Here is a 24,334-nt window from a genome sequence, read left to right as displayed (position 1 = left end):
CCGTCTGCTATCCCTTCCGGGTGAATGCCAGAACCTGTTCATTGGGCACCGGTTCGAGGTCCGAGTGCTGCCAACCCATCACTTCGCCGACGCCCAGCACCAACAGGCCTCCCGGCGCCAGGCGCTCGGCCAGGCGATTGAGGATGTCCCGGCGACGCCAGCGGCGGAAGTAGATCAACAGGTTCTGACAGAAAATTACGTCCATGCCGGACATTGGCGCCTTGGCCAGTTCCAGCACATTGAGCCTGGCGCAGCACACCCGTGCTGCCAGGCTCGGCACAATCTTGTAACGGCCATTGGCCTGGGCCTGGAAATAGCGCTCGACGAGCCCCGTCTCCAATTGCTCCAGGCGCCGCGCGCCGTACGCCCCTTCGCGGGCCTTGCCCAGCGCGCTGAGGCTGATGTCGGTGCCGGTCACGCCGAAATAGTCCGGATGCCCGCTCCCGGCGAGGGCCTCGGCGGCCACCATGGCCAGGGAATAAGGCTCTTCACCGCTGGAGCAACCAACGCTCCAGATTTCCAGGGGCCGTTCAAGGCCCGCCTCGACACGCCCGCGCAGGTAGCCGGCAAGCAGTTCGAAGGAGGGCCCGTGGCGGAAGAAACGGGTTTCCTGCACCGTCAGGCGATCCAGCAGGTTGGACCACTCCACTGCCCCGCGAGGTCCATCGGTGACCTGGCGGTAATAGCTGGCGTAGTCCTGCACCCCCAGCTCGCGCATGCGCGCGGTGAGGTTGGCCTGGAGGAAGGAGCGGCGTTGCTCGCTGACCACCACGCCAGTGCGTTCCTCGAGCAGCGATTGCCAGTCGTGGAACTCCGCTGTCGTCATATCGGCCAGGGGTTTCAAGGCCCAGACGCCGCCTGTCTGCATGCTGTCGTGCCCTTGATTCATGGCCGTCGTGCCGCGGCCTCAGGCCGCGGCGCCTCTCCTGGTCAGGCTATGTCCTGGGTTTCCGGCAGCTTGAAGCCGGAAACCGACTTGCGCATCTCACTGGCCATCTTCGCCAGGTTACCGATGCTCTTCGCGGTGGCGGTGGTACCGGCGGAGGTCTGCGAGGTGATCTCCTGGATCACGTTCATGGTGTTGGAGATGTGGCCGGCGGAGGACGCTTGCTGACGAGCGGCGTTGGAGATGTTCTGGATCAGCGCCGCGAGGGTCTTGGATACCTTCTCGATCTCCTCCAGGGCCACACCGGCGTCCTGGGCCAGGCGGGCACCACGGACCACTTCGGAGGTGGTCTGCTCCATGGAGATCACCGCCTCGTTGGTGTCGGTCTGAATGGTCTTCACCAGGGCCTCGATCTGCTTGGTCGCAGCGGAGGAGCGTTCCGCGAGGCGCTGTACTTCGTCCGCTACCACGGCGAAGCCGCGGCCCGCGTCGCCCGCCATGGACGCCTGGATCGCGGCGTTCAGGGCGAGGATGTTGGTCTGGTCGGCAATGTCGTTAATCAGGCTCACGATGTCACCGATCTCCTGGGACGATTCACCCAGGCGCTTGATTCGCTTGGAGGTGTCCTGGATCTGCTCGCGGATGTTGTCCATGCCGGTGATGGTGTTGTGCACCACTTCGTTGCCCTTGTTGGCGATGGCCACGGAACGTTCCGCTACCGCCGAGGACTCGGAGGCGTTCGCCGATACCTGGTCAATGGACACGGCCATTTCGTTGATCGCGGCGGAGGCGCCGGCGATTTCCTGGGCCTGGTGCTCGGAAGCCTCGGCCAGGTGCATGGCGGTGGCTTGGGTTTCCTGGGCGGCGGCGGCCACCTGCACGGCAGTCAGGTTGATGGTTTCAACCAGTTCGCGGAGCTGGTCGATGGAGTAGTTGATGGAGTCCGCGATGGCGCCGGTGAAGTCCTCGGTCACGGTCGCGGCCACGGTCAGGTCACCGTCGGCGAGGTCGGCGATTTCGTCGAGCAGGCGCAGAATCGCGGCCTGGTTACGTTCGTTCTTCGCCGCGGTTTCCGCCAGTCGGCTGCGGGTGCTCTGCACCATTACCAGGCCGATGAGGATGATCGCGCCCAGGGCGATGGCGCCCAGGAAGTAGCCGGCCAGGGTGTTCATGCCACGGCCAGCGGCCAGGTTCTCGAAGCCGTTGGTCAGGCTGGAGGCCTTGTCCAGCATCGTCTGGGAGCCGGTGAAGATGGTGTTGGCGGATTCACGGACCTGGAACAGTTCGGGGGAGGTTTCGAGGATCTCGTCCACGGAGCCGGATACGAATTCGAACAGCTCGGAAATCTCCTGCAGGCGCTCCAGCGCCTCGGTGTTGGTCACCTTGGAGATGTCCATCGCCGCGTTGCCTTCCAGCATGGCGCTCAGTACGCGGCCGAAGAGGCTGGCGTCGCGGCCGAACATGTCGGCGGCCTGGACCGAGTCTTCGTCACCGGCCAGCACCTTGTTCACCGAGCCGAGGATACGTTCGGCCAGCAGCGACTGGCGCTGGGCCACGGAAACCTGGCTGGCGGGTGCGCCGCTTTCGAGGAGGATGTCCACGACTTCCTCGTACTCGACCTGCAGCTGCGGGATGGTTTCGGCCAGGGTGGCGGCTACCTGGTGCAGGGAGAGTACGGTCTGTTCGCTGGCCAGGATGGCGTCGGCGTTCTTGCGCAGGCTGTCCCAGTCCTTCTGCACGGCGTCCATTTCCACCTTCACCGCGGCCGGTGCGGCCGGCAGGTCGCTGACCTCGTCGCCTTTGAGGAGGACGTTCCAGCGCTTGTCGAAGTCGTTGCGCGCGTCCTTCAACAGGGCGAAGGCCTCGGCCTTGCCCGCGGCGGCTTCGCTGGAGTTCTTGGCGATACGCTGGGAGAGCACACGCAGCTCACCGGCGTGGCTGATGTACTCCTTGTCGTAGTTCGCCTGGGTGTTGAGGTACGCGAAGTTCGCGAACAGCAGCACGATGGAGATGACCAGGACCACGAAGAGTCCGGCGATCAGCGACGTGCTGCGCACCCCGGAAAACAGATTGCCTGTGTTCAGTATTTTCATTATCGGGCCCCCGCCTGGACCAACCACTTGTTCCCATGTAACGCCAAAGGGCCGGCAATGCCGGCCCAACCTTGAAGCCTGGGCCCCGGGAGCTCTGTCCCGATAGCCAGTGCGGAGCGCCAGGCGCCCCGCGTCGAACCTAGACCGCCACCTCGAGGAACGCCTGGTGCTGCGCCAGCGCATGCGGGCTGAATACCAGCCAGGGCTGCTCGCGGTTGAAGACACCGTGGATGAAGGGCTGGATGCTGGCCTCCAGCGGAGGCAGTTCCTCGCTGAAGGCATCCACCAGGAAATGCTGCATGCCGAAGACTTCGTCGACGATCAGCCCGGCGAAGATTTCCTGATGGTCCACTACCAGTACCCGGCGCTGTTTGCGCAGGGGTGACAGTTCACTGCCAAAGAAACCGCACAGGTCCATGATCGGGAGCAGGCGGCCACGGACGTTTGAGACGCCCTTGACCCAGCCTTTCACTCCCGGCAGCGAGGTGTAGCGCGGCTCATGGAGCACTTCGCTGACCTCGCCCATGGGCGCCACGAACCGGCGCTCACCCATGCGAAAGCCGATGCCGCTCCAGCTCTGCACCACCTGCTGTTGCGCAGGCAGCCCCGCGGCCAGCGCGCGACAGCGCTGGTCGATTCCGAAGAGGAGCTGGAAAGGTGTCTGCGAATCCGACATGGCGACCGGCCTTGGCCTGTTTCTAATAGTTATGTTTCAGGGACCGGCGCGGCAATCAGCCGGCCAGTACCGTGTTCAGGGTCTTGATCAGGGTGTCTTCTTCGATCGGTTTGGTCAGGTAGTCCTTGGCGCCTTGGCGCTTGCCCCAGACCTTGTCGGTTTCCTGATCCTTGGTGGTGACGATGATCACCGGGATATGGCTGGTTTCAGCGTCCTTGGTCAGCTGACGGGTCGCCTGGAAACCGTTGAGGCCGGGCATGACGATGTCCATCAGGACGGCGTCCGGCTTCTCCTGGCGGGCAAGGGCCACGCCATCGGCGCCATTTTCGGCCTTGAGTACCTGGTGACCGTGCTTCTCGAGCATCGCGGTCAGCTTGTACATCTCGGTCGGCGAGTCATCAACAATCAGAATACGAGCCATGGTGTTCCCCATACGGAAAGGCTTCACCGGCCTTCAGGCCGGACTTCAGGAGGCTTGCTCCACCGGGGTGAAATCGGGGACGTGAGTCTTGATCGCGCCGAGCAGCTCTTCCTTGCTGAAGGGCTTGGTGAGGTACTGGTCGGAACCGACGATGCGACCCTTGGCCTTGTCGAACAGGCCGTCCTTGGAGGACAGCATGATCACCGGGGTGGACTTGAAAGCGCTGTTGTTCTTGATCAGGGCGCAGGTCTGATAACCGTCCAGGCGAGGCATCATGATGTCGACGAAGATGATGTTCGGGTGGGAATCGGCGATCTTGGCCAAGGCATCGAAACCATCGACCGCGGTGATGACCTCGCACCCCACTTTCTTGAGCAGAGTCTCGGCGGTCCGACGAATCGTCTTCGAATCGTCGATCACCATGACCTTCAAACCCTCGGAATGCTGTTCCATGTTCGCCCTACCATCGCCTCGGTGAGTCGTTATTCTGCTTTATATATGTGCCTGAGGCCCTGAAATCGACGGGCTGCAACCCAATCGTCGGGCCTTTTTAGCACAGTCTCCAGACGCAAGCTACACGGCCCCCGCATCTGCGATTCTTCCCTATTTAGGGAAGGATTTTTCCTTGACCGCAATCAACACCGGCGCCACCCTGAGCGCCTTATCCAACCGGCCCGCCAGCTTCGGCGCGCCCCTTGAAACCTGTTGCGGAGACACCCCATGAGCGTTCGCGTCGGGATCGTCATGGACCCCATTGCGCAAATCTCCTTCAAGAAGGACAGCTCGCTGGCCATGCTGCTGGCTGCCCAGGAGCGTGGCTGGTCGCTGTTCTATATGGAACAGCAGGACCTATACCAGAAAAACGGTGAAGCTCGCGCGCGCATGCGCCCCCTGAAGGTATTCCTCGACCCGGATCACTGGTTCGAACTGGAAGCCGAGGCCGATACCCCGCTGGCCGAACTGGACGTGATCCTCATGCGCAAGGACCCGCCGTTCGACAACGAGTTCGTCTACTCCACGTACCTGCTGGAACAGGCCGAACGCGCCGGCGTGCTGGTGGTGAACCGCCCGCAGAGCCTTCGCGACTGCAACGAGAAGTTCTTCGCCACACTGTTTCCCCAGTGCACGCCGCCGACCGTGGTCAGTCGACGAGCGGACATTCTGCGTGAGTTTGCCGAAGAACAGCGTGACATCATTCTCAAACCCCTTGATGGCATGGGCGGCTCGTCGATCTTCCGCCATCGCGTCGGCGACCCGAACCTCTCGGTGATCCTCGAAACCCTGACCGACCACGGTCGCCAGCAGATCATGGCGCAGCGCTACCTGCCGGCCATCAAGGACGGCGACAAGCGCATCCTGATGATCAACGGCGAACCGGTGCCCTACTGCCTGGCGCGTATCCCCGCCCAGGGCGAAACCCGTGGCAACCTGGCCGCCGGCGGTCGCGGCGAAGCCCGCCCGCTGACCGAGCGCGACCGCGAGATCGCCGCCATCGTCGGCCCGACCCTGCGAGAAAAAGGCCTGCTGTTCGTCGGATTGGACGTGATCGGCGAGCACCTCACCGAGATCAACGTCACCAGCCCCACCTGCATCCGCGAGATCGACAAGGCCTACGACACCCGCATCGGTGAGCGGCTGATGGACGCCATCGCCGCCAAGCTGAAAGCCACCGCGTGAAGCGTGAAGCTTGACGCAGCTAACAGCTTTCGGCTTGCAGCCGCCGGCTTCCCTTCGGCAGACTGCGCGGCTATCTGAAGCAAGCTGACTGGCGATGAACGCAGCCGTAAATACTCCCGCCCAACTGTCCGCCAGCGTCCGCCCGGCGGATCGGCTGGGCTTTACCCTGTTCCTCGCCGCCGTGCTGCATGTGGCGCTGATCCTCGGGGTCGGCTTCACCATTGGCGACCCGCAGCAGATCAGCAAGACCCTGGAAATCACCCTGGCCACCTTCAAGAGCGAGGAGAAGCCGAAGAAGGCCGACTTCCTCGCCCAGGCCAACCAGCAGGGCAGCGGCACCCTGGAACACAAGGCCACGCCCAAGACCACCGAGCAGGCACCGTTCCAGGACAAGGAAATCCGCAAGACCACCCCGCCTGCCGCGCCGCCCCAGGCGCCGAAGAAGGAAGCCCCCAAGGCTGCCGTGGCCACCAAGAGCCCGCAACCGCAGAAGACCACGGTCAAGCGCGAGCAGACCAAGCCCCAGCCCGAGAGCACGCCGGCGCCCACGTTCGACAGCTCGCAACTGTCCTCCGAAATCGCCAGCCTCGAGGCCGAACTGGACAAGGAGCGCCAGCTCTACGCCAAACGCCCGCGCATCCACCGCCTCAACGCCGCCTCGACCATGCGCGACAAGGGCGCCTGGTACAAAGAAGAGTGGCGCAAGAAGATCGAGCGCATCGGCAACCTCAACTACCCCGAAGAAGCCCGCCGCCAACGCATCTACGGCAATTTGCGACTGCTGGTATCGATCAACCGCGACGGCACCCTCTACGAGGTGCAGGTGCTCGAATCCTCCGGCCAGGCCGTGCTGGACCAGGGCGCCATGCGCATCGTCCGCCTCGCCGCGCCCTTCGCCCCCTTCACCGGCGACCTGGCGGACATCGACCGTCTGGAAATCATTCGCACCTGGCGCTTCGAGCGCGGCGACCGCCTGTCGAGCAACTGACGGCAGCAGACCGGTATAGGCTCTAGGCTTCAATCAGGACCTGGGCATCGGCGGCCATGCCGCTTGAAGCCTGCCGCCTTAAGCCTGAAACTAGCCGACATGAAAAGCGCACCGAGCTACCTCAAGCACCACTTCCTGATCGCCATGCCACACATGGCGGATCCCAATTTCGCCCAGACCGTCACCTACCTGGTGGAGCACAACGAGCAGGGCGCCATGGGCCTGGTGATCAACCGTCCCAATGGCCTCAGCCTGAGCGACGTGCTGGAGCAGCTGCGCCCGGAAATCACCCCGCCCGCGCGCTGCCAGGGCCTGCCCATTTACTCCGGCGGCCCGGTGCAGACGGATCGCGGCTTTGTCCTGCACCCCACCGGCCATTCCTTCCAGGCCACCCTGGAACTGGGCGAACTGGCCCTGTCCACCTCCCAGGACGTGCTCTTCGCCATTGCCGACGGCGGCGGTCCGCAGAAGAGCCTGGTAGCCCTCGGCTATGCCGGCTGGGATGCCGGACAACTGGAAGCCGAGCTGAGCGACAACGCCTGGCTGACCTGCCCGGCGGACCTGGCCATTCTCTTCGACACCCCCTCCGAGCAGCGCCTCGCCGCAGCCGCCGCGCGCCTGGGCGTGAACCTCAGCCTGCTCACCGCCCAGGCCGGGCACGCCTGATGGCAGACCCCAAGCCCCTGCGCCTGCTGCTCGGCTTCGATTACGGCACCAGACAGATCGGCGTCGCCGTGGGCCAGGCAGTGACCGGCCAGGCCCGCGAACTCAAAGTACTGAAGGCCCAGAACGGCGTGCCGGACTGGCAGCAGGTCGAAGCCCTGATCCGCGAATGGCAGCCCGACGCCATTGTCGTGGGCCTGCCGCTGAACATGGACGGCACCCCCAGCGAGATGAGCGCCCGCGCGGAAAAATTCGCCCGACGCCTGAATGGCCGCTTCAATCTGCCGGTGTTCACCCACGACGAACGCCTGACCACCTTCGAGGCCAAGGGCCAACGCCTGGCCCAGGGCCAGCGCGATGGCTACCGCGAGCGCCCCGTCGATGCACTGGCCGCCGCCCTGCTGCTGGAAGGCTGGCTGGCTGAGAATTGCGCAACTTCCTGACTCCAGAAAGCGAGGACCGCCGATGACCCTGCCCAACCCCGCCGAATTGCTGCCGCGGATGGCCAGCGACCTGCAAGCCCACCTCAAGGCCCGCTCCATCACCGAGCCGCGCTTCATCGGCATTCGCACCGGCGGCGTCTGGGTTGCCCAGGCCCTCCTGGCGCAACTGGGCGAGTCCGGCCCGCTGGGCACCCTGGACGTGTCCTTCTACCGCGACGACTTCACCCAGAGCGGCCTGCACCCGCAGGTACGCCCCTCCGTGCTGCCCTTCGAGATCGAGGGCCAGCACCTGGTCCTGATCGATGACGTGCTGATGAGCGGACGCACCGTGCGCGCGGCCCTCAACGAGCTGTTCGACTACGGCCGCCCCGCCAGCGTGACCCTGGTCTGCCTGCTGGACCTCAACGCCCGCGAGCTGCCGATCCGCCCCGACGTGGTGGGCGCAACCCTGTCCCTGGGCGCCACGGAACGAGTAAAATTGCTCGGCCCCGCGCCGCTCACCCTAGAGCGTCAGGACCTCGCATCACCCGCCTGACCTTCCCGATTCTTCGTAACCTTTCAGGGCCTGCCCCATGCCGACAGACGCCAAGCGCCCGCTGCAGCTCAACGACCAGGGCCAGCTGCGCCACTTCCTCTCGCTCGACGGTCTGCCCCGCGAGCTGCTGACGGAAATCCTCGACACCGCCGACTCCTTCCTCGAAGTCGGCGCCCGCGCGGTGAAGAAAGTCCCGCTGCTGCGCGGCCGGACGGTGTGCAACGTGTTCTTCGAGAACTCCACCCGCACCCGCACCACCTTCGAGCTGGCGGCCCAGCGCCTGTCCGCCGACGTCATCACCCTCAACGTCTCCACCTCCTCCACCAGCAAGGGTGAGACCCTGTTCGACACTCTGCGCAACCTGGAGGCGATGGCCGCCGACATGTTCGTGGTGCGCCATGCCGACTCCGGCGCCGCCCACTTCATCGCCGAGCACGTGTGCCCGGACGTAGCCATCATCAACGGCGGCGACGGCCGCCACGCGCACCCGACCCAGGGCATGCTCGACATGCTCACCATCCGCCGTCACAAGGGCAGTTTCGAAAACCTCTCGGTGGCCATCGTCGGCGACATCCTGCATTCCCGGGTCGCCCGCTCCAACATGCTCGCCCTGCGCACCCTGGGCTGCCCGGACATCCGCGTGATCGGGCCCAAGACCCTGATTCCGGTAGGCGTCGAGCAATACGGCGTGAAGGTCTACACCGACCTCGCCGAAGGCCTGAAGGATGTCGACGTGGTCATCATGCTGCGCCTTCAGCGCGAGCGCATGCAGGGCGGCCTGCTGCCCAGCGAGGGCGAGTTCTACAAGCTCTACGGCCTGAACACCCAGCGCCTTGCGCTGGCCAAGCCGGACGCCATCGTCATGCACCCGGGCCCGATCAACCGCGGCGTGGAGATCGAATCCGCCGTGGCCGACGGCGCCCAGTCCGTCATCCTCAACCAGGTCACCTACGGCATCGCCGTGCGCATGGCCGTGCTGTCCATGGCCATGAGCGGCCAGGCCGCGCAACGTCAACTGAACCAGGAAGCCGAGGAGCTGAACTGATGCGTATTCATATCCTCGGTGCCCGCCTGATCGACCCGGCCTCAGGCCACGACCAGGTCACCGACCTCTTCCTCGAAGGCGGCAAGGTGGCAGCCATCGGCCAGGCCCCGGCGGGCTTCCAGGCCGACAAGACCCTCGACGCCAAGGGCCTGGTCGCCGCGCCCGGCCTGGTGGACCTGTCCGTCGCCCTGCGCGAGCCGGGCTACAGCCGCAAGGGCAATATCGCCAGCGAAACCCTGGCCGCCGTCACCGGTGGCGTCACCAGCCTCTGCTGCCCGCCCCTGACCCGCCCGGTGCTGGATACCCCGGCCGTGGCCGAGATGATCCTCGACCGCGCCCAGGAAGCCGGCCACGCCAAGGTCTTCCCCATCGGCGCCCTGACCAAGGGTCTGGCCGGCGAACAGCTGTCCGAACTGGTGGCCCTGCGTGACGTCGGCTGCGTGGCCTTCGGCAACGGCCTGGCCACCTTCGCCAGCAACCGAGTCCAGCGCCGCGCCCTGGAATACGCCGCCACCTTCGATCTGACGGTGGTCTTCCACTCCCAGGACGCTTCCCTCGCCGAAGGCGGCCTCGCCCACGAGGGCCCCACCGCCAGCTTCCTCGGCCTTGCCGGCATCCCGGAGACCGCCGAGACCGTGGCGCTCGCCCGCGACCTGCTGCTGGTGGAGCAGAGCGGCGTGCGCGCCCACTTCAGCCAGATCACCAGCGCCCGTGGCGCCGAGATGATCGGGGAGGCCCAGGCACGCGGCCTGCCGGTGACCGCGGACGTGGCGATGTACCAGCTGATCCTCACTGACGAGGCGCTGATCGACTTCTCCAGCCTCTACCACGTGCAACCGCCGCTGCGCACCCGCGCTGACCGCGACGGCCTGCGTGAAGCGGTGAAGAACGGCGTGATCTCCGCCATCGCCAGCCATCATCAGCCCCACGAGCCGGACGCCAAGCTCGCGCCCTTCGGTGCCACCGAGCCCGGCATGAGCAGCGTGGAACTGCTGCTGCCGCTGGCCATGACCCTGGTACAGGACGGCCTGCTGGACCTGCCCACCCTGCTCGCCCGCCTCACCGCCGGCCCGGCGCGCGCCCTGCGCCTGCCCGCCGGCCGCCTGGCCCTGGGTGCACCGGCAGACGTGGTGCTGTTCGACCCGCAGGCCTCCACCCTGGCCGGCGAAACCTGGAAATCCAAGGGCGACAACTGCCCCTTCATCGGCCATTGCCTGCCGGGCAAGGTGCGCTACACCCTGGTGGACGGCCGGATCATCTTCGAAGGCTGATCCGCGCGCCCATGAAAAAGCCCGCCATCCGGCGGGCTTTTTCGTTCCAGCGAACGACCTGGCAGGGTGCGCCGCGCGCTCCAGTGCCTGGGCGTCAGGCCGACTCGATGCAGTTGCGCCGCAGCTTGGCGCGGTAGAGGCCATCGTCGAGGCGTTTGAGCAAGGACTCGATGCCTTCGCCCGGCTGCATCGTAGCCACCGAGAAGCTGGCGGTGAGCCCCTGGGGAAGGCCGGGATCGGCCTGGCTCACCTGTAACCGCAAGCGCTCGGCCAGCAGCAGCGCCGAGGCCAGTTCGGTATCCGGCAGCAGGGCGATGAATTCCTCACCGCCCCAACGGGCGAAGCAATCTTCCTCCCGCAAGGCGGCACGCACCGTGCGGCTGACCGCCACCAGGGCGCGGTCGCCGATCTGGTGGCCGTGGTTGTCGTTGATGCGCTTGAAGTGGTCCAGATCGAACATCAGCAACGATGTCTTGTGCCCGTGGCGCTGGAAGCGTTGCCACTCGCTGTGCAGGGAGCGCTCGAAGTGACGGCGGTTGGAGACCTGGGTCAGCGGATCGGTCTCACTCAGGCGCATGGCGGCGGCCACCTGCTGGGCGAGGGCCTCGTTGGCCTTGCGCAGGGCCTCGGTGCGAGCCTCCACCAGTTCTTCGAGCTGGCGATTGAGGGTGAGCAGTTCCTCGTTCTTCCGTTGCAGCTCCAGGGTGGCCATCTTGCGCCTGTGGATATTGCGATGGGCGCCGATCATGCGCGTGGCCTTGCCGGCTTCGTCAAACTCGACAAAACGACCGTGATCGCTGACCCACAGGTAGCTGCCGTCGCGGCAGCGGCAACGGTAATCCTCGGCGTAGATCAGGCTTTCGCCATCCAGGTACGCCTGGAAGTTGCGCATCACCCGCTCGAAATCACCGGGATGGATCACCGATTTCCAGGTGTCCACGTCCTCCGGAAGGCTGTCCGACGGATAGCCGAGCATGGAGTACCAGCCAGGGCTGCGCTTGACGTGATTGGTGCGGATATTCCAGTCCCAGATGCCGTCGCTGACGATATCCAGGGCGAAGCGGAGCGTCCGCTCGATCTCTTCGCGAGTGGTGCCGTAGCAATGGTCAAGGGGCTCGTCCATAAGCTTCCTGCGGGTGGGCGCCACCCGATTGGGACTCTGTGCTTGAGCAAAGCACATGCGCGGCAAAACTGCCGCCCGGCACCTCAGGCCTGGATGGTCGCCGCCGGGTTGATCACTCGGCCAAGACCCAGGTTACGCAGGGCCAGATGCAGTGAACTATGGATGACCTGCGGGTTGTCGATGGCCAGCAACTGGTCCAGCAGCTCCTTGGCCTTGGTCATGGTGACCTGGCGCAGCAGCCACTTCACCTTGGGCAGGTTGGTGGCGTTCATCGACAGGCTGTCGAAGCCCATTGCCAGCAGCAGCACAGCGGCGGCCGGGTCGCCCGCCATCTCGCCGCAGATGCTCACCGGCTTGCCTTCAGCGTGGGCGTCGTCCACCACTTTCTTCAGGGCCTGGAGCACCGCCGGGTGCAGGTAGTCGTAGAGATCCGCCACGCGCGGGTTGTTGCGGTCCACCGCGAGCAGGTACTGGGTAAGGTCGTTGGAACCCACCGAGAGGAAGTCCACCTGACGCGACAGCTCCTTGGTCTGGTAGACCGCGGCGGGGATCTCGATCATCACACCCACCGGCGGCATGGGGATATCCACACCTTCGTCGCGCACTTCGCCCCAGGCCCGGTGGATCAGGTGCAGGGCCTCCTCCAGCTCATGGGTGCCGGAGATCATCGGCAGCAGGATGCGCAGGTTGTCCAGGCCCTCGCTGGCCTTGAGCATGGCGCGCACCTGGACGAGGAAGATTTCCGGGTGGTCGAGGGTGACGCGGATACCGCGCCAGCCGAGGAACGGGTTGCTTTCCTTGATCGGGAAATAGGACAGCGCCTTGTCGCCGCCGATGTCCAGGGTACGCATGGTCACCGGCAGCGGGTGGAAGGCGGCGAGCTGCTCTCGGTAGATGGCGAGCTGTTCCTTCTCGCTGGGGAAGCGCTCGTTGATCATGAACGGCACTTCGGTGCGGTACAGGCCCACGCCCTCGGCGCCACGCTCCTGGGCGCGAGTCACGTCGGCCAGCAGGCCGGTGTTCACCCAGAGCGGCATGCGCTGGCCGTCGAGGGTCTCGCAGGGCAGGCTGCGCAGGGCATCCAGGCCCTTGACCAGTTGGCGCTCCTCCTCCACCACTTCGCTGTACTGCTTGCGCAGTTCGGGCGACGGGTTGGTGAAGACTTCGCCGTGGTAGCCGTCGACGATCAATTCGATGCCGTCGACCTTGGAATACGGCAGGTCGACCGCCCCCATCACAGTGGGGATGCCCATGGCGCGGGCGAGGATGGCGACGTGGGAGTTGCCCGAGCCCTGTACCGAGACCAGGCCCACCAGCTTGCCCTCGGGCACTTCGCCGAGCATCGCCGGGGACAACTCCTCGCTGACCAGGATGGTGTTTTCCTGGTAGACCAGGTTCTGCTTGCGTTCTTCCTGCAGGTAGGCGAGCAGGCGGCGGCCGAGGTCCTTGACGTCGGAGGCGCGCTCGCGCAGGTAGGCGTCGTCCATCAGCTCGAAGCGGGTGACGTGCTCCATCACCACCTGGCGCAGGGCACCCTGGGCCCACTGGCCGGTGCGAATCACGCGCTTGACCTCCATGCCGATGGAGGCGTCGTCGAGCATCATCAGGTACACATCGAACAGCGCGCGCTCTTCGGGGCGGAGCTGGGTTTCCAGCTTGCTGGAGAGCCGGCGCATGTCTTCGCGCACCGCTTCCAGGGCCTGCTTGAAGCGTTCGACCTCGGCTTCGATGTCATCGACGGTGCGATCGGGCACCACCTCGAGATCGGCCGGCGGCAGCACCACCACAGCGGTGCCCACGGCGGCACCCGGAGCGCCCGCGACGCCGACGAACTTGGCCTCCTGGGTGCCCTTGCCCTGACGGCCCAGGCCACGGATGGAGCCGGTGGCCTCGGCATGGGCGATAACGCCGGCGAGCTGCGCGCTCATGGTGACGAGGAACGCTTCCTCGCCCTCGTCGAACTGACGGCGCTCCTTTTGCTGCACCACCAGTACGCCCATCACCCGACGGTGGTGGATGATCGGGGCACCGAGGAAGGAGGCGAAGCGTTCTTCACCGGTCTCGGCGAAGTAGCGGTAGCGGGGGTGATCGGCGGCGTGCTCGAGGTTCAGCGGCTCTTCGCGGGTGCCCACGAGGCCCACGAGGCCTTCGTTGGGAGCCATGCTGACCTTGCCGATGGAGCGCTTGTTCAGGCCTTCGGTGGCCATGAGCACGAAGCGGTTGGACTCGGGGTCCATCAGGTAGACCGAGCAGACCTGGCTACCCATGGCCTCCTTGACCCGTTGCACGATGATCGCCAACGCCGCCTTCAGATCCTTGGCGGCGTTCACTTCCTGGACGATCTTGCGCAGCGTGTTGAGCATGGCTAGGCAGCCTTTCTCCGGGTCAGTCTTGCGCCAGCAGGCGCGGTGCTAGTTCCTTGAGGGCGCGGCGATAGACTTCACGCTTGAAGGTCACCACCTGGCCCAATGGGTACCAGTAACTGACCCAGCGCCAGCCGTCGAACTCGGGCTTGCCGGTCAGGTCCATCCGTACCTTGTTTTCGTCCGACTGCAAACGCAGCAGGAACCACTTCTGTTTCTGGCCGATGCACAACGGTTGGCTGTTGGTACGCACCAGACGCTGGGGCAGACGATAGCGCAACCAGCCACGGGTGCAGGCAAGAATCTTCACATCCTGCTCTTCCAGGCCGACTTCTTCGTTCAATTCCCGGAAAAGAGCCTCTTCTGGCGTTTCCCGCGGATTGATCCCGCCTTGTGGGAACTGCCAGGCATCCTGATTGATACGCCGTGCCCAAAGTACCTGCCCGACATCATTGGCGAGAATGATGCCGACATTCGGGCGGAAACCATCGGAATCAATCACGGCACTCAACCTCGCAAACGCATGTTCCGGCATTGTTCCATAAAGCCCGTAAATGCAGCAATGCGAGCCTTCAGCGCAATGTGCAGCCTCGGCGAAAGCCGCTATTCTGGCCGCCCTTCGAAGATCCGATGCAAGGAAAAACGACGTGCGCCTCGCTCTTTTCGACCTCGACAACACCCTGCTGGCTGGCGACAGCGACCACGCCTGGGGCGACTACCTGTGCGAACGCGGCATCCTCGACGGGATTGCCTACAAGGCACGCAATGACGAGTTCTACCAGGACTACCTGGCCGGTCGTCTGAATATCCGGGATTACCTGAATTTCAGCCTGGAAATCCTCGGCCGCACCGAAATGGCGCAGCTTGACCAGTGGCACCGCGAGTTCATGCGTGACTGCATCGAACCCATCATCCTGCCCAAGGGCGAAGCCCTGCTGGCCGAACACCGCGCCGCGGGCGACAAGCTGCTGATCATCACGGCCACCAACCGCTTCGTCACCGCCCCAATCGTCGCGCGCCTGGGCGTCGAGACCCTCCTGGCCACCGAGTGTGAGATGGCCGACGGCCGCTACACCGGCCGCACCACGGACGTACCCTGCTTCCGCGAAGGCAAGGTGACCCGCCTCGCCCGCTGGCTGGACGAGACCGGCCACAGCCTGGAAGACAGCAGCTTCTACAGCGATTCGATGAACGACCTGCCCCTGCTGGAGCAGGTGACCCGCCCGGTGGCGGTGGACCCGGACCCGAACCTGCGGGCCGAAGCGGAAAAGCGCAGCTGGCCGGTGATCTCGCTGCGGTAGGAACAGATGGAAGGCTGCGCCATACCGGTGATTCGGTGGGCGCAGCGAATCCTGCGCTCTACCGAGGCGCTCAGGGGTCAGAGTGGCTTGACCACCATCAGCCCATAGACCGCCACCAGTAACAGCAGGGCCAGCACCGCCAGCCGAAAGCGCCAGGCCATCTGGCCCGCCAACGCCACGATCCGCCCCTCCCGCAGGGCGCGGCGCGCCTCGTTGCGGATACGCACCTGCAACCAGAGCAGCGGCAGCCAGCAGAGCGCCGCCGCCAGGTAGAGCCCGAAACTCCAGATCAGCCACAACTGCCCCAGGGGCCAGCCCCCCACCTTGGCGAGAGCAAGGCCGCTCACCGGAAGCAGAATGGCGGAGCTACCGATGAACCAGAGCTCCAGACGCACCAGCGACGCATAGGTAGCGGCGATCTGTCCGGCATCGCCGCTCCTGGCGGCGCGACTGGCAAAGAACAGCCCGCCCAGCGCCGTGCCGAACAGCACGGCGGCCAGCAGGCCGTGGACGGTCTTGAGCAGGAAATAAAGCGTCATGCCGGATGCGGACGCCGCCTCAGAGCGGCTTGGCCAGCATCAGCGCCAGCACGGAAATGAACAGCACCAGCCCGACGAGTCCGTACGCGGCACTGACCTTGAGGCTACGGCGCACCTGGGCCGAGCCTGGCCCGCCTTCTGCCATGGCCTGCTCCCGCAGGCGCGAGACGCGGCCGAACAGCAGCAGCCAGCCGATGCAGCCGAAGAGATAGAGGATGGCCCCGCCCAGCAACCAGGTCTGGCCCAGCGGAAGTCCCGCCAGGTTCACCATCCACCAGCCGCTGATGGGCAGGGAAACGGCAGCGAGGATCAGCAGCGGCACGCCAATGAGCAGGATACGCCGCAGGCTCGGGCCGATCCGCGCGGCATCGCCGGAACGGAAGTTGCGCCAGCCATACCAGACCAGCCCGGCCAGCCCGCCGAAGAACAGCAGGGTGGCCACGCCGTGGAGGATGCGAAACAGCAGGTAGTTTTCCATGGAACGAGTCCTTGTCAGCGAGAGCGGCTGAGTCGAAGCCTAGCAGCCGCCCACTCCAGCGCCTCGACCTGTGTCAGCCCAGGAAGAGCTGATACGCGGGGTTTTCGCTCTCGTCCCAGTAGGGGTAGCCGATCTCGTCCAGCGCGGCGTGCACCAGGGCGCGCTCTTCGACCGGCACCTGCAGGCCGGCCACCACGCGACCGTCGGCGGCGCCGTGGTTGCGGTAGTGGAACATGGTGATGTTCCAGCGGCCGCCCAGCTTGCTGAGGAAATTGAACAGTGCACCGGGTCGCTCGGGGAACTCGAAGCGGAACACCAGCTCGTCGCTGATGCGCGCCGCATGGCCACCCACCATGTGGCGGATGTGCAGCTTGGCCAACTCGTTATCGGTCAGGTCCAGCACCGGGAAGCCCTGGCCACGCAGGTTCTCGACCAGCGCCGCGCGAGGATCGGTTTCCGGATGGGTCTGCACGCCGACGAAGATGTGCGCTTCGGCGTCGGTGTTGTAGCGGTAGTTGAATTCGGTGATCTGGCGCTTGCCGATGGCCTCGCAGAAGGCCTTGAAGCTGCCAGGCCGCTCCGGAATGGTGACGGCGATGATCGCCTCACGCTTCTCGCCCAGTTCGGCGCGCTCGGCCACATGGCGCAGGCGGTCGAAGTTGATGTTGGCACCGGAGTCGATGGCCACCAGGGTCTGGTCGCGCACGCCTTCGCGCTCGACGTACTTCTTGATGCCCGCAACGGCCAGGGCGCCAGCGGGCTCGGTGATAGAGCGGGTGTCGTCGTAGATGTCCTTGATCGCCGCACAGATCTCGTCGGTACTGACGGTGATCACTTCGTCCACGTACTGCTTGCAGATATCGAAGGTGTGCTGGCCGATCTGCGCCACGGCGACGCCATCGGCGAACAGGCCCACCTGGCCGAGCACCACGCGCTCACCGGCGGCCATGGCCGCCTGCAGGCAGTTGGAGTCATCCGGCTCGACGCCGATCACCTTCACCTCGGGGCGCAGGTATTTGACGAAGGCGGCGATACCCGCCACCAGGCCACCACCGCCCACCGGGACGAAGATGGCGTCCAGGCGTCCCGGATGCTGACGCAGGATTTCCATGGCCACGGTGCCCTGGCCGGCGATCACTTCCGGGTCGTCATAGGGGTGGATGTAGACGTAGCCCTTCTCCTCCACCAGCTTCAGCGAGTGGGCCAGGGCCTCGGGGAAGGCGTCCCCATGCAGCACCACCTTGCCACCGCGCGCACGCACGCCCTGCACTTTCAACTCCGGGGTGGTGCGCGGCATCACGATGGTGGCCTTGATGCCCAGCTCGCGGGCCGCCAGGGCCACACCCTGAGCGTGGTTGCCGGCGGAGGCGGTGACCACGCCGCGATCCAGCTCCTCGCGGGTCAGCTGGGCGATCTTGTTGTAGGCTCCGCGAATCTTGAAGGAATAGACCGGCTGCAGGTCCTCGCGCTTGAGGAGAATCTGGTTGCCCAGGCGCTCGGTGAGCTGGCGAGCGGGCTGCAGAGGCGTTTCCACGGCGACGTCGTAGACGCGCGAGGTCAGGGTCTTCTTCACGTATTCTTCGAGCATCGCGGCTTCACTGGGGGCTTTCCTAGGATGGGCGGAGTCTACCGCAGGGATTCGTCGGGCGACCACAGAGAATGCGGGGTTTTGCCCCGCCGACCGGCTATAATCCGCGCCCTCGACACTCCTCCATTCGGACCCCACAGCATGACCCAGGACCAGCTCAAGCAGGCCGTCGCCCAGGCCGCCATCGACTTCATCCTCCCCAAGCTCGATGAGAAGAGCATCATCGGTGTCGGCACCGGCTCCACCGCCAACTTCTTCATCGACCTGCTGGCCAAGCACAAGATGGCCTTCGACGGCGCCGTGGCCAGTTCCGAAGCCACCGCCCAGCGCCTGAAGGCCCACGGCATCCCGGTCTATGACCTGAACAGCACCAGCGAGCTCGAGTTCTACGTCGACGGCGCCGACGAGAGCAACGAGCGTCTCGAACTGATCAAGGGCGGCGGCGCGGCCCTGACCCGCGAGAAGATCGTCGCCGCCGTGGCCAAGACCTTCATCTGCATCGCCGACGAGAGCAAGCTGGTTCCGCTGCTGGGCGCCTTCCCGCTGCCGGTGGAAGTCATCCCCATGGCTCGCAGCCATGTCGCCCGCCAACTGGTGAAGCTGGGCGGCGATCCGGTCTATCGCGAGGGTGTGCTGACCGACAACGGCAACATCATCCTCGACGTGCACAACATGCGCATCGACAGCCCGGCTCAGCTGGAAGAGCAGATCAACAACATCGTCGGCGTGGTCACCAACGGCCTGTTCGCCGCCCGCCCGGCGGACCTGCTGCTGCTCGGCACCAAGGACGGCGTGAAGAGCATCACGGCCTGACGCCGTTTCCCGGCCTGCGGGATCTGGCAAACCGACTAGATTTGATGGCTACGGCGCCGGAAGGCGCCGTCCAATGCCACTGATCCAGGAGGTGCTCCCCATGGCCGGGAAATTTCATCTGAAGAAGGCCAGTGATGGCCAATTCCACTTCAACCTGAACGCCGGCAACGGCGAAACCATCCTCACCAGCGAGCTGTACAAGGCCAAGGATTCCGCCTTGAACGGTATCGATTCCGTGCGCAAGAACGCCGTTCGCGACGGCGCCTTCGAAAGCAAGACCGCCAGCAACGGCAAATTCTATTTCGTGCTCAAGGCCACCAACGGCCAGGTCATCGGCCAGAGCCAGATGTACGCCAGCGCCGCCAGCGCCAGCGGGGGCATCGAGTCGGTGAAGAGCAACGCCCCGGGCGCCACCCTCAACGACGAAAGCTGATCAGTCGCGAGCCTGCTTGCGGAACACGTAGAACAGGTTCGGCTCGCTCACCAGATAGAGGTTGCCTTCGTTGTCCATGGCCACCCCTTCGGCCTGCGGCACCCCACGCTGCAGGCCGTGCATACCCCGCAGCAGCGACAGGCTGCTGATGGGCCGACCATCCGCGTTCAACTCCAGCACCAGCCGCGATTCGTCCGACAGCGCCAGCAGGTGGCCACTGCGGTCGTCGTACTGCAGGCTGGACAGGTCGCGGACAAAGAGCCGCGCATCGCGTTTCGGGTCGTCCACCACGTGCACGGCGAAGGGCTTGTCCGGGCGCGTATGGGGGAACCCATGGATCTCATAGATGCGCACCGGATCGCGCTCCTTGGCGACGAACAAGCGCTGGCCGGCCGGATCATAGGCCAGCCCCTCGAACCCCTTGTTGCCGGACAGGCCGATGGCCAGGGACAACTGCTGGGACTGGCTGGCATCGATGGACGTGGTGTTTTCGTCCACGCGCACCTTGATCAGACGCTGCTCCCGCTCGTCCGTAATGACGTAGATACCCTTGCTGATGTACTCGATGGCCTCGGGATCGCCAAAGCCCACCAAGGGGATGCGCCGGATCAGGTGGCCGTCGAGGGACAGCTCGATGAGCTCCGGGCGCTGGTTGGTGACGGTGAACAGACTGTGGCGGTCGGGATCGTAGGTCAGGGCGGACACATCGTCCGTCAGGCCCTCGATGGGCTTGGCCTCGATGCTGACGCGGAAGTCCGGCAGCCAGATGGAGCGATCCTTCCATTCGGCGGCGTGGCGCCATTCTTGCAAAACGAACAGGCCCCGCTCGAAGAGCCGGAACTGCTGGGCGGCAATGCCAAGCAGCATCAGCACCAGAAGCAAAAGCGTGGCGGCCAGGCGCCGCGGGGTCAGGAAGGAACGCATCAGCAAGGGCTCGGGAGTTCAGGACGCGGCGCAGGATACAGAGCGCACCGGGTTACTGCCTGAATTCAAGCTTAATGCCCGGCAATCGGGCACCAGGGGCGTTACAAAAAGGGACGGACATGACCACTTCACTGCTACCGGAAGAGCGCGCACTCACCACCCTGCACACCATCGCCCTGGCAGTGGCGACCCTGGCCAGCAGCGGCATTCCCCGCCAGCGCCTGCTGGAGGGCAGCGGCGTCGCCTGCGCCGACCTCGACACCCCCGCGAAACTCATCACCCACGCCCAGGAACTGCGCGTCTTCGCCAATGCCCTGGCCTGCACCCGCGACCCAGCCCTCGGCGTGTCCCTCGGGCTGCGCATGCACGTTTCAGCCTACGGCATCCTCGGCTACACCATGCTCGCCAGCCGCACCCTGCGGGACGCCCTGACCCTCGCCCTTGGCCATCCAGCGCTGCTCGGCACCTACTTCAAGCTGAGCCTGGAGGAAGACGGGGACGAAGCCCGCCTGGTCGCTGGTGGTTACCGCTACGCGCCGGAGCTGACGGTGTTCAACACCGAGCTGTGCCTGACCTCGCTCCTCACCGTGCTGCAGGACCTGCTGGGTACCGGCATCCACCCGACGCGGGTCCGGCTGTCCTACCGGCCGCCCCTGCATGCCGCCGCCTATGAACAGAGGCTCGGCTGCCCGGTGGAGTTCGGCGCCCCGTGCAATGCCCTTTGCTTCGAGGCCGCCCTGCTGGACCGCCACCTGCCCCTGGCCGATCCGGTGACCTGCCACTACGGCCTGCAGCAATGCCAGAAGCTGGACGCCCAGCTCGACAGCCGCCACGACGTCCTCGACCAGATTCGCCAACACCTGGCCGGCAACCTGCGCGAAGCCTGCGACCTGGACAGCGTGGCGCGCCAGCTGCACCGCTCCGAACGCACCCTGCGCCGCCACCTGCAACGGCTGAACACCAGCTTCCAGCGCCTGCTGGACGAAGTGCGCTACGACAAGGCGCGGGAGTTGCTGGTGCAGACCGACCTGCCCATCTACCTGATCGCCGAACAACTGGGCTACAGCGAGACCGCCAGCTTCCGCCATGCCTTCCAGCGCTGGAGCGGGCAGTCGCCGAGTCTGTACCGGCGATAGCGTCGAAAGCCGCCCTTTGCCCCTCATCACAGCCCACAACTTGGCCGGAAATATCCCCTTTTGACCTGATCTATCGTTCTTCAGCAAACCGGGCTGCTGACAGAATCGGACCACACGAGGGCGGCTTCACCAGCAGAAAAAGAAAAGCCCGATAAGAAAAACAATCAGAGCGTGTGATCAGCATGACTAGCGCGATCAGCGTCGACCGTGTGTGTATGGAGTTCGGGGATCCAGGGCAGGGCGTGAAGGCCCTCGACGACGTGTCCCTGGAAATCCGCGCCAACGAGTTCTTCACCCTCCTCGGCCCTTCCGGCTGCGGCAAGACCACCCTCCTGCGGCTCATCGCCGGCTTCGAGCAGCCCAGCTCCGGCGCCATTCGCCTCTACGGCGAGCCCATGCAGGGCCTTCCCCCCTTCCGACGTCCCGTCAACACCGTATTCCAGAGCTACGCCCTGTTCCCCCACATGACGGTGGCGCAGAACATCGGCTTCGGCCTGGAAATGCGCGGTCTCGGCCGTGACGAGATCGACGCCACGGTGCAGCGCATGCTGGAACTGGTGAAGCTGCCGGACGTGGGCAAGCGCCGCGCCGACCAGCTTTCCGGCGGCCAGCAGCAGCGCATCGCCCTGGCCCGGGCGCTGGCGAACAAGCCGAAGGTGCTGCTGCTGGACGAATCCCTGTCGGCGCTGGACCAGAAGCTGCGCAAGGAAATGCAGATCGAACTCAAGCGCCTGCAGCACGAAACCGGCATTACCTTCATCTTCGTCACCCACGACCAGGAAGAAGCCCTGACCATGTCCGACCGCATTGCGGTGATGAGCAAGGGGCGCATCCTCCAAGTGGGCACGCCCACGGACATCTACGAAGCCCCGGTCAACCGCACCGTGGCGGACTTCATCGGCGAGACCAACTTCCTCGAAGGCGAAGCCCTGGAGCGCGGCGTGCTGCTGTCCGACGGCCAACTGCTCTCCGCCTACAGTCCCCGCCGCGGCGCGGTGACCCTGGCCATCCGCCCGGAACGCACCAGCCTCGACGAGCGCGGCAATCTCGCCGGCGAGATCGAGAACGTCGTCTATGTCGGCACTGACACCGTCTACCACCTCAACATCGCGGGGCAGAGCGGTTTCCGCGTGCGCCAGCAGAACCGCAACGGTGCGCTGACCGCCTACGCCACGGGCGAAAAGGTGCGGGTGCAGGTGCCCAGCGAAGCCATTCGGGTGCTGGTGGAATGAGCACCCTGCGCGCCCAGGCCGAGCGCCGCCAGCTGCGTCGGCGACTGCTGCTCACCAGCCCGGCCATGCTGGCCCTGCTGGTGTTTCTGGTACTGCCGCTGGGGATCATGTTCCTGGTGTCGGTCCTGGTCCCCGGCGACTACGGCGGCGTGAAGTGGAACCAGTATTCCCTGGAGGCCTACGTCAACTTCCTCTACGAGCGCGACCTGGACGACAGCCTGGTGTTCAACACCGACTACCTGCAGATCTTCCAGCGTTCGTTCTGGCTCTCGGTGCTGACCACGATCGGCTGCCTGCTGATCGGTTTTCCCACCGCGCTTTACCTGGCGCTGCAGAGCGAGCGGCGGCGCAACCTGTTGCTGTTCCTGGTCACGGTGCCCTTCTGGACCAACCTGCTGGTGCGGGTCTACGCCTGGATCCTGCTGCTGCGCAATGGCGGCCTGATCGACAGCGGTCTCGGTGTATTCGGCCTGTCCGATGGCGCGCTTGGCCTGCTCTACACCGATGTGGCGGTGGTGATCGGCCTGCTCTACACCTTCCTGCCCTTCATGGTGCTGCCCATCTACACCAGCCTGGAAAAGCTCGACTGGCGCCTGGTGGAAGCAGCCTTCGACCTCGGCGCCAACCGCTTCCAAGCCCTGCGTCGGGTGATCGTGCCGCTGGCCATGCCGGGCATCGTCGCCGGGGCGATCCTGGTGTTCATCCCATCGCTGGGCAACTACATCATTCCCGAGCTGCTGGGGGGCGGTAAGTCGCTGATGATCGGCAACCTGATCCAGTTGCAGTTCGGCGCATCCCACAACTGGCCCCTCGGTGCGGCGCTGTCCTTCGCCCTGCTCGGCTTCGTGCTACTGGCGATGCTGCTCTACAGCCTGCGCTTCAAGCAGGCCGCCGGCGGAGGCCATCCATGAACATGCAGAACCCGCTCTGGCGCTTCACCGGCGTCCGGCCCACCGCCTGGCTGTTCTTCGCCTTCCTCTATGTGCCGATCCTGGTGCTGGTGGCCCTGAGCTTCAACGGCGGCCAGTCCGCCACCATCTGGGAGAGCTTCAGCCTGAAGTGGTACTCGGTGGTGGCCAATGACCCGGAAATCGTCCGCGCGGCGAAGAACTCGCTGATCGTCGCCACCTTCGCCACCCTGATTTCCACCTCGCTGGCCACCCTGGCGGCGCTGGGCATGCGTGGCCGCAGCTTCCGCGGTCAGACGATGATGAGCGGGGTGCTGGGCCTGCCGCTGCTGGTGCCGGAGATCGTCACCGCCGTCGCCACCCTGATGTTCTTCGCCTTCATCGGGCTGAAGCTGTCGCTCTTCACCATCCTCATCGCACACGTGGTGTTCTGCATTCCCTTCGCCTACCTGCCGATCCGCGCCCGCCTGGAGGGCATGGACCCGCGCCTGGCCGAGGCCGCCGCCGACCTCTATGCCTCGCCCTGGAAGGCCTTCTGGAAGGTGACCTTCCCGCTGCTGATGCCCGGCATCCTCTCCGGCGCCATGCTGGCGTTCATCATTTCCATGGACGACTTCGTCATCACCTACTTCGTCGCCGGGGCCGGCGCCACCACCCTGCCGGTGTACATCTTCAGCTCCATCAGGATGGGCATCTCGCCGAAGATCAACGCCATCTCCTCGATCATCCTCGTCATTTCCATCGCGTTCGTTGCATTGTCCTACTACGTCGGGCAGCGCAAGCGCTGACCCGCTTTCG

26 protein-coding genes are annotated in these 24,334 nt (G+C 65.2%); 14 read left to right on the top strand and 12 right to left on the bottom strand.

Annotated features, from left to right (window positions below; all coding sequences use genetic code 11):
* Positions 1 to 7: 7 nt before the first annotated feature.
* From TQ98_RS00970 to pilG, 5 genes are all read right to left on the bottom strand, one after another.
* Positions 8 to 868 (bottom strand): protein-glutamate O-methyltransferase, encoded by an 861-nt coding sequence (locus TQ98_RS00970; RefSeq protein ID WP_044871313.1) that lies wholly within the window; start codon positions 866 to 868, stop codon positions 8 to 10.
* Between the two features lie 62 nt (positions 869 to 930).
* Positions 931 to 2,979 (bottom strand): methyl-accepting chemotaxis protein, encoded by a 2,049-nt coding sequence (locus tag TQ98_RS00965; protein WP_044871083.1) that lies wholly within the window; start codon positions 2,977 to 2,979, stop codon positions 931 to 933.
* A 139-nt stretch (positions 2,980 to 3,118) separates the two neighbouring features.
* Positions 3,119 to 3,655, bottom strand: a complete 537-nt coding sequence (locus TQ98_RS00960; RefSeq protein WP_044871082.1) for a chemotaxis protein CheW — start codon at positions 3,653 to 3,655, stop codon at positions 3,119 to 3,121.
* Positions 3,656 to 3,710: 55 nt separating this feature from the next.
* The gene (gene pilH / locus TQ98_RS00955) at positions 3,711 to 4,076 is read right to left on the bottom strand and encodes a twitching motility response regulator PilH (protein ID WP_044871312.1); all 366 of its coding nucleotides are present in this window, start codon (positions 4,074 to 4,076) and stop codon (positions 3,711 to 3,713) included.
* Between the two features lie 45 nt (positions 4,077 to 4,121).
* Positions 4,122 to 4,529, bottom strand: coding sequence for a twitching motility response regulator PilG (pilG, locus tag TQ98_RS00950; protein WP_003455569.1), 408 nt, complete (start codon positions 4,527 to 4,529; stop codon positions 4,122 to 4,124).
* A 267-nt stretch (positions 4,530 to 4,796) separates the two neighbouring features.
* Here pilG and gshB point away from each other — a divergent pair, with 267 nt between their 5' ends.
* The 7 genes from gshB (at position 4,797) to TQ98_RS00915 (ending at position 10,698) form a co-directional block, all read left to right on the top strand.
* Positions 4,797 to 5,753, top strand: coding sequence for a glutathione synthase (gene gshB / locus TQ98_RS00945; protein WP_044871081.1), 957 nt, complete (start codon positions 4,797 to 4,799; stop codon positions 5,751 to 5,753).
* 94 nt (positions 5,754 to 5,847) lie between these two features.
* Positions 5,848 to 6,741 (top strand): energy transducer TonB, encoded by an 894-nt coding sequence (locus tag TQ98_RS00940; protein ID WP_044871080.1) that lies wholly within the window; start codon positions 5,848 to 5,850, stop codon positions 6,739 to 6,741.
* 99 nt (positions 6,742 to 6,840) lie between these two features.
* Entirely contained in the window at positions 6,841 to 7,407 is a 567-nt protein-coding gene (locus TQ98_RS00935; RefSeq protein ID WP_044871079.1) for a YqgE/AlgH family protein, read from the top strand.
* The gene (gene ruvX, locus TQ98_RS00930) at positions 7,407 to 7,847 is read left to right on the top strand and encodes a Holliday junction resolvase RuvX (protein WP_044871078.1); all 441 of its coding nucleotides are present in this window, start codon (positions 7,407 to 7,409) and stop codon (positions 7,845 to 7,847) included. Before TQ98_RS00935 ends, ruvX begins: the two co-directional genes overlap by 1 nt.
* 22 nt (positions 7,848 to 7,869) lie before the next feature.
* Positions 7,870 to 8,382: a bifunctional pyr operon transcriptional regulator/uracil phosphoribosyltransferase PyrR gene (pyrR, locus tag TQ98_RS00925; protein WP_044871077.1), complete on the top strand. Its 513-nt coding sequence runs from the start codon at positions 7,870 to 7,872 to the stop codon at positions 8,380 to 8,382.
* A 37-nt stretch (positions 8,383 to 8,419) separates the two neighbouring features.
* Entirely contained in the window at positions 8,420 to 9,427 is a 1,008-nt protein-coding gene (locus TQ98_RS00920) for an aspartate carbamoyltransferase catalytic subunit (protein ID WP_044871076.1), read from the top strand.
* Complete coding sequence (locus TQ98_RS00915) at positions 9,427 to 10,698, top strand: dihydroorotase (RefSeq protein WP_044871075.1); 1,272 nt, start codon at positions 9,427 to 9,429, stop codon at positions 10,696 to 10,698. The genes TQ98_RS00920 and TQ98_RS00915 overlap by 1 nt, the downstream gene beginning before the upstream one ends.
* A gap of 94 nt (positions 10,699 to 10,792) precedes the next feature.
* Here the strand turns inward: TQ98_RS00915 and TQ98_RS00910 are convergent, their stop codons facing one another.
* The 3 genes from TQ98_RS00910 to TQ98_RS00900 all read right to left on the bottom strand — a co-directional run bounded on the left by TQ98_RS00910 (position 10,793) and on the right by TQ98_RS00900 (position 14,686).
* Positions 10,793 to 11,821 (bottom strand): sensor domain-containing diguanylate cyclase, encoded by a 1,029-nt coding sequence (locus TQ98_RS00910; protein ID WP_044871074.1) that lies wholly within the window; start codon positions 11,819 to 11,821, stop codon positions 10,793 to 10,795.
* A gap of 83 nt (positions 11,822 to 11,904) precedes the next feature.
* Positions 11,905 to 14,184 carry a phosphoenolpyruvate--protein phosphotransferase gene (ptsP, locus tag TQ98_RS00905; protein WP_044871073.1) on the bottom strand — a complete coding sequence of 760 codons (2,280 nt, stop codon included), beginning with the start codon at positions 14,182 to 14,184 and terminating at the stop codon, positions 11,905 to 11,907.
* A 22-nt stretch (positions 14,185 to 14,206) separates the two neighbouring features.
* A complete protein-coding gene (locus TQ98_RS00900) occupies positions 14,207 to 14,686 on the bottom strand; it encodes an RNA pyrophosphohydrolase (protein WP_028629542.1) in 480 nt (159 codons plus the stop codon).
* A 145-nt stretch (positions 14,687 to 14,831) separates the two neighbouring features.
* Here TQ98_RS00900 and TQ98_RS00895 point away from each other — a divergent pair, with 145 nt between their 5' ends.
* A complete protein-coding gene (locus tag TQ98_RS00895; RefSeq protein WP_044871072.1) occupies positions 14,832 to 15,485 on the top strand; it encodes an HAD family hydrolase in 654 nt (217 codons plus the stop codon).
* A gap of 77 nt (positions 15,486 to 15,562) precedes the next feature.
* On the opposite strand, the gene TQ98_RS00890 is transcribed toward TQ98_RS00895, so the two are convergent.
* The 3 genes from TQ98_RS00890 to ilvA form a co-directional block, all read right to left on the bottom strand.
* The gene (locus TQ98_RS00890; protein ID WP_044871071.1) at positions 15,563 to 16,024 is read right to left on the bottom strand and encodes a DUF2269 domain-containing protein; all 462 of its coding nucleotides are present in this window, start codon (positions 16,022 to 16,024) and stop codon (positions 15,563 to 15,565) included.
* Positions 16,025 to 16,043: 19 nt separating this feature from the next.
* Entirely contained in the window at positions 16,044 to 16,502 is a 459-nt protein-coding gene (locus TQ98_RS00885; protein ID WP_044871070.1) for a DUF2269 family protein, read from the bottom strand.
* 73 nt (positions 16,503 to 16,575) lie between these two features.
* A complete protein-coding gene (gene ilvA / locus TQ98_RS00880; RefSeq protein WP_277949301.1) occupies positions 16,576 to 18,141 on the bottom strand; it encodes a threonine ammonia-lyase, biosynthetic in 1,566 nt (521 codons plus the stop codon).
* Between the two features lie 90 nt (positions 18,142 to 18,231).
* Between ilvA and rpiA the strand changes: the two genes are divergently transcribed.
* Together rpiA and TQ98_RS00870 are read left to right on the top strand one after the other, a co-directional pair.
* Positions 18,232 to 18,903: a ribose-5-phosphate isomerase RpiA gene (gene rpiA / locus TQ98_RS00875; RefSeq protein WP_044871067.1), complete on the top strand. Its 672-nt coding sequence runs from the start codon at positions 18,232 to 18,234 to the stop codon at positions 18,901 to 18,903.
* Positions 18,904 to 19,003: 100 nt separating this feature from the next.
* Entirely contained in the window at positions 19,004 to 19,336 is a 333-nt protein-coding gene (locus TQ98_RS00870) for a YegP family protein (protein WP_044871311.1), read from the top strand.
* Here TQ98_RS00870 and TQ98_RS00865 read toward each other — a convergent pair whose 3' ends face one another.
* Positions 19,337 to 20,260, bottom strand: coding sequence for an SdiA-regulated domain-containing protein (locus tag TQ98_RS00865; RefSeq protein ID WP_082073149.1), 924 nt, complete (start codon positions 20,258 to 20,260; stop codon positions 19,337 to 19,339).
* A 119-nt stretch (positions 20,261 to 20,379) separates the two neighbouring features.
* Between TQ98_RS00865 and TQ98_RS00860 the strand changes: the two genes are divergently transcribed.
* From TQ98_RS00860 to TQ98_RS00845, 4 genes are all read left to right on the top strand, one after another.
* Positions 20,380 to 21,396, top strand: a complete 1,017-nt coding sequence (locus TQ98_RS00860) for an AraC family transcriptional regulator (RefSeq protein ID WP_044871066.1) — start codon at positions 20,380 to 20,382, stop codon at positions 21,394 to 21,396.
* A 182-nt stretch (positions 21,397 to 21,578) separates the two neighbouring features.
* Positions 21,579 to 22,628 (top strand): ABC transporter ATP-binding protein, encoded by a 1,050-nt coding sequence (locus tag TQ98_RS00855; protein WP_044871309.1) that lies wholly within the window; start codon positions 21,579 to 21,581, stop codon positions 22,626 to 22,628.
* Positions 22,625 to 23,539 (top strand): ABC transporter permease, encoded by a 915-nt coding sequence (locus TQ98_RS00850; protein WP_044871065.1) that lies wholly within the window; start codon positions 22,625 to 22,627, stop codon positions 23,537 to 23,539. Before TQ98_RS00855 ends, TQ98_RS00850 begins: the two co-directional genes overlap by 4 nt.
* Positions 23,536 to 24,324: an ABC transporter permease gene (locus tag TQ98_RS00845; protein ID WP_103102835.1), complete on the top strand. Its 789-nt coding sequence runs from the start codon at positions 23,536 to 23,538 to the stop codon at positions 24,322 to 24,324. The genes TQ98_RS00850 and TQ98_RS00845 overlap by 4 nt, the downstream gene beginning before the upstream one ends.
* The last annotated feature ends 10 nt before the right edge of the window (positions 24,325 to 24,334 follow it).

This window comes from Pseudomonas sp. LFM046, from assembly GCF_000949385.2.
In the GTDB taxonomy this organism is placed as follows: domain Bacteria; phylum Pseudomonadota; class Gammaproteobacteria; order Pseudomonadales; family Pseudomonadaceae; genus Metapseudomonas.
Note: the sequence above shows the minus strand (reverse complement) of the source record. Positions and strands in the feature narration are given on the sequence as shown.

What these genes read in the sequence shown, in the direction of transcription:
- TQ98_RS00860 (WP_044871066.1), top strand. Translation starts at nt 20,380, where the DNA reads ATGACCACTTCACTGCTACCGGAAGAGCGCGCACTCACCACCCTGCAC.
- ruvX (WP_044871078.1), top strand. Translation starts at nt 7,407, where the DNA reads ATGGCAGACCCCAAGCCCCTGCGCCTGCTGCTCGGCTTCGATTACGGC.
- TQ98_RS00855 (WP_044871309.1), top strand. Translation starts at nt 21,579, where the DNA reads ATGACTAGCGCGATCAGCGTCGACCGTGTGTGTATGGAGTTCGGGGAT.
- TQ98_RS00890 (WP_044871071.1), bottom strand. Translation starts at nt 16,024, where the DNA reads ATGACGCTTTATTTCCTGCTCAAGACCGTCCACGGCCTGCTGGCCGCC.
- TQ98_RS00910 (WP_044871074.1), bottom strand. Translation starts at nt 11,821, where the DNA reads ATGGACGAGCCCCTTGACCATTGCTACGGCACCACTCGCGAAGAGATC.
- rpiA (WP_044871067.1), top strand. Translation starts at nt 18,232, where the DNA reads ATGACCCAGGACCAGCTCAAGCAGGCCGTCGCCCAGGCCGCCATCGAC.
- TQ98_RS00850 (WP_044871065.1), top strand. Translation starts at nt 22,625, where the DNA reads ATGAGCACCCTGCGCGCCCAGGCCGAGCGCCGCCAGCTGCGTCGGCGA.
- TQ98_RS00865 (WP_082073149.1), bottom strand. Translation starts at nt 20,260, where the DNA reads ATGCGTTCCTTCCTGACCCCGCGGCGCCTGGCCGCCACGCTTTTGCTT.
- TQ98_RS00885 (WP_044871070.1), bottom strand. Translation starts at nt 16,502, where the DNA reads ATGGAAAACTACCTGCTGTTTCGCATCCTCCACGGCGTGGCCACCCTG.
- TQ98_RS00845 (WP_103102835.1), top strand. Translation starts at nt 23,536, where the DNA reads ATGAACATGCAGAACCCGCTCTGGCGCTTCACCGGCGTCCGGCCCACC.
- pyrR (WP_044871077.1), top strand. Translation starts at nt 7,870, where the DNA reads ATGACCCTGCCCAACCCCGCCGAATTGCTGCCGCGGATGGCCAGCGAC.
- TQ98_RS00970 (WP_044871313.1), bottom strand. Translation starts at nt 868, where the DNA reads ATGCAGACAGGCGGCGTCTGGGCCTTGAAACCCCTGGCCGATATGACG.
- pilH (WP_044871312.1), bottom strand. Translation starts at nt 4,076, where the DNA reads ATGGCTCGTATTCTGATTGTTGATGACTCGCCGACCGAGATGTACAAG.
- gshB (WP_044871081.1), top strand. Translation starts at nt 4,797, where the DNA reads ATGAGCGTTCGCGTCGGGATCGTCATGGACCCCATTGCGCAAATCTCC.
- TQ98_RS00935 (WP_044871079.1), top strand. Translation starts at nt 6,841, where the DNA reads ATGAAAAGCGCACCGAGCTACCTCAAGCACCACTTCCTGATCGCCATG.
- TQ98_RS00870 (WP_044871311.1), top strand. Translation starts at nt 19,004, where the DNA reads ATGGCCGGGAAATTTCATCTGAAGAAGGCCAGTGATGGCCAATTCCAC.
- TQ98_RS00965 (WP_044871083.1), bottom strand. Translation starts at nt 2,979, where the DNA reads ATGAAAATACTGAACACAGGCAATCTGTTTTCCGGGGTGCGCAGCACG.
- TQ98_RS00940 (WP_044871080.1), top strand. Translation starts at nt 5,848, where the DNA reads ATGAACGCAGCCGTAAATACTCCCGCCCAACTGTCCGCCAGCGTCCGC.
- ptsP (WP_044871073.1), bottom strand. Translation starts at nt 14,184, where the DNA reads ATGCTCAACACGCTGCGCAAGATCGTCCAGGAAGTGAACGCCGCCAAG.
- TQ98_RS00915 (WP_044871075.1), top strand. Translation starts at nt 9,427, where the DNA reads ATGCGTATTCATATCCTCGGTGCCCGCCTGATCGACCCGGCCTCAGGC.
- TQ98_RS00960 (WP_044871082.1), bottom strand. Translation starts at nt 3,655, where the DNA reads ATGTCGGATTCGCAGACACCTTTCCAGCTCCTCTTCGGAATCGACCAG.
- pilG (WP_003455569.1), bottom strand. Translation starts at nt 4,529, where the DNA reads ATGGAACAGCATTCCGAGGGTTTGAAGGTCATGGTGATCGACGATTCG.
- TQ98_RS00920 (WP_044871076.1), top strand. Translation starts at nt 8,420, where the DNA reads ATGCCGACAGACGCCAAGCGCCCGCTGCAGCTCAACGACCAGGGCCAG.